This is a genomic window from Aeromonas sp. 600276, assembly GCF_049175815.1.
Classification (GTDB): domain Bacteria; phylum Pseudomonadota; class Gammaproteobacteria; order Enterobacterales; family Aeromonadaceae; genus Aeromonas; species Aeromonas dhakensis.
Genome location: NZ_JAAKVU010000003.1, coordinates 296,988 through 303,957, shown reverse-complemented (window position 1 = coordinate 303,957; position 6,970 = coordinate 296,988). Strand labels below are relative to the sequence as shown.

The following is a 6,970-nucleotide window of genomic DNA, read 5'->3' as shown; positions in this document are numbered from 1 at the left end:
GGCAAGGTGCTGCTGAGTGCGACCGTGACGGTGGTGGATGGCGACAACGACACCGCGACCGGGACGGTGAGTGCGGATCTGGGCGGCAACATCAACTTTGAGGACGATGTGCCGAGCGTGACCATCAATGCGGTGGCAGACGGTGGCATCACCCTGACCACCCAGGATGCGCAGACCATCGGTGCGGCCAGTGACACGGCGACCGGCAGCTTTGCGGCGGCATTCCTGGCAGCGGCGGTGCCGAACTATGGGGCGGACGGTGCGGGCACTACCACGGTGAGCGGCTACAGCCTGAGCGTAACCGACAGCAACAGCGGGCTGACCAGCAACGGGCTGGCCATCACCCTGACCAAAGTGGGCAACGACATCGTGGGCTCGACCACGGACGGGGAGGTATTCCGCATCAGCGTGGCGAGCAATGGCACGGTGACGCTGACGCAGTCGGCGGAGCTGGACCATCTGCCGGAGGACGTGGACAACAGCAACGACAACAACCTCATCAGCCTGGCCAATGGCAAGGTGCTGCTGAGTGCGACCGTGACGGTGGTGGATGGCGACAACGACACCGCGACCGGGACGGTGAGTGCGGATCTGGGCGGCAACATCAACTTTGAGGACGATGTGCCGACAGCCAAGGACAACAGCATCGTCATTACCGAGGCGGGCTTGCCGCCTTTCAACCTCGTCATGGTGATCGATACCTCGGGCAGCATGTTGTGGCAGATAGGTACGACGTCAAATGGCTCGCCAAACCGTCTGGAACTGGCCAAGGATGCCCTGAACCACATGATCGACTCGTATGTGGCGCTGGGGGTTCCATTGGTCATTACGGTCATTGATTTTGCCAGTGGTGCAGTCCTGATCCCGCAAACCAGTGATCCTGATGTGGCCAAGGCCAGCATTTCCGGTTTGCCGACGGATGGCGGTGGTACCAACTACAACGCCCCCCTGGTACTGGCGCAGAATCAACTGACAACGGATTTGGCAAACCCTGCCTTGGCCGGGTATGAAACCAAGGTCTATTTCCTGTCGGATGGTGCTCCCAATGAAGGCAATGTCCCCGCCGGCTGGACCAGCTTTGTGAACAACAACAACGTTGAAGTTTACGCCGTTGGTCTGAACGTGAGCGGCAATGCTTCGGCGATCGCCCAGCTGGGACTGGTGGAGGACAACGGGGATGCGGTGACGCTGGTCAACAATATCTATGACCTGGATGCCACTTTGCAGGCGACTGTGCCGCCTCCTGCCACTGGCAATGTGATCACGGATGTGGATGCGACTGCCGGCGTGGACAGTGCAGGCGCCGATGCCCCTGCAACCGTGTTCCAGGTCAGCTTCACCGTCAGCAATCCGGCTGCGTATGTGGGGGTTGCCGACAGCATCAATGGCAATGTCGTGACCTTCCTGGTGCAAGGAGGAACAACGGGTCCCATGACTACGCCTCTGGGTGGTCAGTTGGTGGTCAATGCCGACGGCTCCTACTCCTACACACCGCCCAATGATGTAGCAGTGGATACGTTGGAGACCTTTACCTACACCATAGTGGATGCCGATGGTGACACCTCCAGTGCCTTGCTGAAGATACTGGTGCTGGATACCACACCGATCACGGCCTCCGTATTTGAGGATGGCTTGCCCACCGGCCTGCCTGGCAACGACCCGTCCCTGACAACCGTGGGCGGCTCACTGGCCCATATGGTGATTGACAGCGCCGGCGTCAGTTTCGGTGTTGGCAGCACAGCAGGCTTGCCGGCGTTGACCTCAGGCGGTGTGCCGATCACCTACAGCATCGTCCATGGTCTCGGGGTGGATACCCTGGTGGCCATGGCCGGCAGCAAACCGATCTTTACGCTGGCGGTGGAGGCGGATGGTGATTACACCTTCACCCTGCAGGGGCCGATAGATCATGCTCAGGCTGATGGCAATGATCTGGAACTGAAGGCGTTGAACCTCTCCAGCGCGATCACTGCCCATGAAGGACCGGACAATGTGACTCTGGTGCGGGATTTCATCGTGCAGGTTGAAGATGATTTGCCTTTTGTCGTGACGCCCGCAATGGGAGTCATGCTGAACCAGTCCGGGCTTACTGAGACCTTCCTGCTGGATGGCGATGGCTCGCTGTTGAACAACTACGGGGCTGATGGTGGTTCGATCCGCTTTGACAGCAGTCTGAATGGCAGCAGTGGCCTGACCTCGGGTGGCTTGCCCATCACTTACGCCTTGTCGTCGGATGGTATCACCCTGACTGCTACAACGGCGGCCGGCACCGTGTTCATTGCCACCCTGCAACCTGCATCCGGGACCTATCAGATCCAGATGATTGGTGAAGTGGACGGCGGGCAAACCACCATCGACTTCAACGGCGGGGGTTACAACTTCGTTGGCGGCAATGCGTCCTGGGCCGGTTTTAATACGGCAGCGAATGACAACAGCAAGGATCTGCTGCTGACGGCGATGACCAATGGTGTGGATGGCGGTACCGTCAACACCTCTGCCAACACGGGGGGGATCAGTAGCGGTTCATCCGTCGGGTCGGGTGAGGCGATGCGGATAGACTTTGTCATCGATCTGACCGGCAACCCGGTCAGTGGTGGCTCCTACGGTGTTCTTGCCAACCAGACCCATGCCTTTGAGGCTCATTACGACGTGAATGGTGCTTCTGCGTTGTTTACGGCGATCAATAACAGCTCCAGTGTAAAACTGGTTGCCCGTCAGGATGTGGACAATGACAACGATATTGGCGATGGCAACAAGGAGTCGCTGACCGCCGTGGCAATCAGCTACAACGGTTCAACCAGGATCGTCAGTATCGGAGCCGGAATGACCCAGGTTGTCTCGGTAGGAGGCCACAGCTTCACGGTCAACTTTACCGATGACGACCCGACCGCTGGCGTGGCTTATGTCGCGACAGTTGCCGGGGTGATCTCCAATACCAAACTGGCGGCGTATACCGCAGATGGTTACAACAGCCTGGAGTTCCACTATGCCGCAGGGAGCGATTTCAAGATTGGCGACTTTGGCTCCAGCGTGGCGACCCCGGGTGTTCCGGTCAACTTGCAGTTGCCGGTCACACTGACGGATGGCGATGGCGATGCCGTTCACAGCAACATCGGTCTGAGCCTGCTGCCGGATGCTCCCTTTACCGTGGACTACGAAGACTCCGCCAGCGCGGTGAATGTGACCCTGACCAGTACGCAAGGGCACGCCATCGGGTCCGACTTTGGAGACAGCATCACGGGCAACAGCCTGGACAACATCCTGTCGGGTGGTGATGGTGATGATCTGCTGTACGGGATGGGAGGCAAAGACACTCTGGTTGGCGGGTCGGGCAATGATGTGCTGGACGGTGGCAGCGGCAACGATACCCTATATGGGGAATCCGGCAATGACACCCTGATCGGCGGAATTGGCAACGACATACTGCAAGGAGGCGATGGCAACGATCTGCTGATCGGTGGTCTGGGCAGCGACACCATGACGGGGGGCGCTGGCAGCGATACCTTCAAGTGGATTGCTGGCGATGCGGATGGCAGTACCGACACCATTACCGACTTCACGCTGGGCAACCCGTCCAACGGGGGGGATGTGCTGGATCTGTCGGATCTGCTGGTCGGTGTCCCCTCGGGGTTCAACAACAATGATCTGGCCACGGTGCTCAACAACTATCTGCAGTTCGACACCACGACCAACAAGCTGACCATAGACACGAACGGATCGGCGAGTGGCGGCTCTCAATTGACCGTCCAGTTCCAGGGCAACCTGGATCTGGATCAAAACGGAGGGCTCACAACCAACCACGACATCATCAAGCAACTGCTGGATGACGGCAACCTCAAGGTTGATCCGTAACCAGTGAACGGGGCCGGGCCATGCCTGGCCCCTGTTTTTTGACTGAGGGGGCGGCTAAGATAGCGGCAGTACAGGAGAGGGTCACCATGCAGTCATTTAATTGGATCGATATCGATGGCATTCGCTATAGCTGGGACGGGCAGGGCAGCATTACCTGTACCGGCCAGTTTGGCTATCACGCCACGATGGCGGGTGATCGGATTGATGCGCTGGATCTGGAGAGCGATGATGGCGAGGTGGCGGGTTCACTGAATGTGGACTTTGCAGCGGCAACCATTTCCTTCACGCCGGCCCAGGGTGAGCAGCCACCTCATATGATGGTGCTGGTTGGCCATGAGCAGGGGGAGCAGGAGTATACGCTGCAAAGTCTGAGCGATATCAGCCTGCAGGATCTGCTCGGTCATTCCGACAACATCGACTGCGCCCCTCTGACGGTGGATACCATGGCAGACCCGGTCCCCCCGCTTGCCGGACACGTTCTGTCGTGGGACTCCTTCCACTTTGATGATGATGTGTTGCTCAACTCCCGCAGTGCCTCCCCCGTAACGGCTGGCCATCCGGAGCCGGCTGGCAGTGAGATCAGCATCAATATCGACATGACCAATCAGGTACTGGATCAGATCCCGCCGTTGCACGATATATGAATCCCATTCGGCGACGGGCATAATGACCTCACTCCAATAGATTGAGGTCTTTTTTTATGTGGCGTCCCCTTCTTACCCTGTCCGCTCTGGTGGTCAGTGCTCCCCTGTTTGCCATCGAAGTGCCGCAGGCTCCCCATCTGGTGGTGAGCGGCTATGCCGAGCAAAAAGCAGAGCCCGACATGCTGACCCTGAATGTCTCCGTGACAGCGCTGGAGAAACAGGGCATCAAGGCCAAACAGCAGGTGGATGGCAAGGTTGCCGCCTTCTTTGGCCAGCTCGAAGGGCTGGGCATCAAGCGCACTGACGTTGAGGCGGGCAATCTGGTGATCTCCCCGGAGTATCAGTATCCGCAGAACAAGAAGCCGGAACTTGTGGGTTATCGTGCTCAGCGCCAGCTGGCGGTCAAGCTCTATCAACTCGACAAGCTGAGCGAGCTGATGGACACCGCGCTCAAGGCCGGGCTGGAGTCCGTTTCCCAGATTGAATACGGCCTCAAGGCTCCGCAAGCCATGAAAGAACAGGCTCGCCTCGGTGCGGTTGAGGATGCCAGAAGCAAGGCAGAGTCGCTGGCCAAGGCATTTGGCATGAAGCTCGGCAAGGTTTACAGCGTCGAATATCGCAACAATACCCCCATGCCGATCTACAGCCGGGCCCTCAAGGCTGCCGCCATGTCGCCCGCCGCCGACATGATGGAAAACAGCTATCAACAGCAGCAGATCAGCATTACCGACAACGTGGAAGCCGTCTTCCTGCTGGAATAATCCAGCGGCTTTCGCCCCTTGTCGTCTCCAAGCCCGAGCCCAGTGTCTCGGGCTTGTTGCTTTCAGGGAGAAGCCTTCTTGCTGGCAGACTTTGGCGGGATGTGGCGGCCCGCGCTTGAGGCTGACCCTGGCCTTGGGCCATCTGCATATGGTGTCATCTGCATAGGTGAAGAGGGGGGGCCGATATGGATGTTGGTTCGCGGAGGGAGCGCCAGCTAGAAAAAAGCCGGTCAGTGACCGGCTTTTTAGGGGCGATGAAGTTGATGCCATCAACCCAGGTTGGCCGCGACGCGAGCCTGGCGCTTTTGTTTGAATTGATAGCCGATGGCCAGCACGATGATCCAGACCGGGATGAGCAGTACCGAGATCTGGATGCCCGGGGTCAGATACATGATGACCAGGATGCCGGCCATGAAGGCGAGGCAGAGATAATTGCCGAACGGATACCAGAACGCCTTGAACTTGGGAACCACGCCTTCGGCCTGCTTGCTCTTGCGAAACTTCAGGTGCGCGAGGCTTATCATGGCCCAGTTGATGACCAGGGCGGAGACCACCAGCGCCATCAACAGCTCGAACGCCTTGCCCGGCATCAGGTAGTTGATGAGTACGCACAGCAGGGTTGCCGCCGCGGAGACGGAGATGGCCACCACAGGCACACCGCTCTTGTTGGTCTTGAGCAGGCTGCGCGGGCCGTTGCCCTGCTTGGCCAGACCAAACAGCATGCGGCTGTTGCAGTAGACACAGCTGTTGTAAACCGACAGGGCTGCGGTCAGTACCACCATGTTGAGCACGGTGGCTACCAGATTGCTGTCCAGTGCGTGGAAGATCATGACGAAGGGACTGCCGCCTTCTACCACCTTGCCCCAGGGGTAGAGGGACATCAGCACGGCCAGGGCGCCGATGTAGAAGATGAGGATCCGGTAGATCACCTGATTGGTGGCCTTGGGGATGCTCTTCTCGGGATTGTCGGCCTCGGCGGCCGTGATGCCGACCAGCTCGAGCCCGCCGAACGAGAACATGATCACCGCCATCGCCATCACCAGACCGCTGATGCCGTTGGGGAAGAAGCCGCCCTGGGCCCAGAGGTTGCTGACGCTGGCGTCCGGGCCGCCGTTGCCGCTGGCCAGCAGGTAGCCGCCAAAGCCTATCATGCCGATGATGGCCACCACCTTGATGATGGCAAACCAGAACTCCATCTCGCCAAACGCCTTGACGTTGGAGAGGTTGATGGCGTTGATCAGCACGAAGAAGAAGGCCGCCGACATCCAGGTCGGGATCTCGGGCCACCAGTACTGAACATAAATGCCCACCGCGGTCAGCTCGGCCATGCTCACCAGCACATAGAGCACCCAGTAGTTCCAGCCGGAGGCAAAACCGGCGAAGTCACCCCAGTATTTGTAGGCGAAGTGGCTGAAGGAGCCTGCTACCGGCTCTTCCACCACCATCTCGCCCAGCTGGCGCATGATCAGGAAGGCAATAAAACCGCCGATGGCATAGCCAAGCAGCACGGAGGGGCCCGCCATCTTGATGGTCTGGGCAATGCCGAGAAACAGGCCGGTGCCGATGGCGCCGCCCAGTGCGATGAGCTGGATATGGCGGTTTTTCAAACCGCGCTTCAGCTCCTCACCGTTTTGTTGAAGATCCATTCTTCCTTCCTTACGTCTTCTGAAATCATTCGTCTGTCATCTCGCCCGTCGGGTCACTCCATGTGACCGT

Annotated in this window: 4 protein-coding genes; 3 read left to right on the top strand and 1 reads right to left on the bottom strand. The window is 58.9% G+C overall.

Features of this window, described 5'->3' with window-relative positions; translation table 11 throughout:
• Window positions 1-24 precede the first annotated feature (24 nt).
• From G5134_RS04895 to G5134_RS04885, 3 genes are all read left to right on the top strand, one after another.
• Window positions 25-3,849: a DUF5801 repeats-in-toxin domain-containing protein gene (locus G5134_RS04895; protein WP_421231910.1), complete on the top strand. Its 3,825-nt coding sequence runs from the start codon at window positions 25-27 to the stop codon at window positions 3,847-3,849.
• A gap of 86 nt (window positions 3,850-3,935) precedes the next feature.
• The gene (locus G5134_RS04890; RefSeq protein ID WP_065017944.1) at window positions 3,936-4,493 is read left to right on the top strand and encodes a hypothetical protein; all 558 of its coding nucleotides are present in this window, start codon (window positions 3,936-3,938) and stop codon (window positions 4,491-4,493) included.
• 56 nt (window positions 4,494-4,549) lie between these two features.
• On the top strand, window positions 4,550-5,254 hold the full coding sequence (locus G5134_RS04885; RefSeq protein ID WP_024943450.1) for an SIMPL domain-containing protein: 705 nt from the start codon (window positions 4,550-4,552) through the stop codon (window positions 5,252-5,254).
• A 269-nt stretch (window positions 5,255-5,523) separates the two neighbouring features.
• Here G5134_RS04885 and G5134_RS04880 read toward each other — a convergent pair whose 3' ends face one another.
• A complete protein-coding gene (locus G5134_RS04880) occupies window positions 5,524-6,900 on the bottom strand; it encodes an amino acid permease (protein ID WP_010633582.1) in 1,377 nt (458 codons plus the stop codon).
• Window positions 6,901-6,970: the final 70 nt, after the last annotated feature.

Coding starts and splice junctions, on each gene's coding strand:
- G5134_RS04880 (WP_010633582.1), bottom strand. CDS start 6,900: ATGGATCTTCAACAAAACGGTGAGGAGCTGAAGCGCGGTTTGAAAAAC.
- G5134_RS04885 (WP_024943450.1), top strand. CDS start 4,550: ATGTGGCGTCCCCTTCTTACCCTGTCCGCTCTGGTGGTCAGTGCTCCC.
- G5134_RS04890 (WP_065017944.1), top strand. CDS start 3,936: ATGCAGTCATTTAATTGGATCGATATCGATGGCATTCGCTATAGCTGG.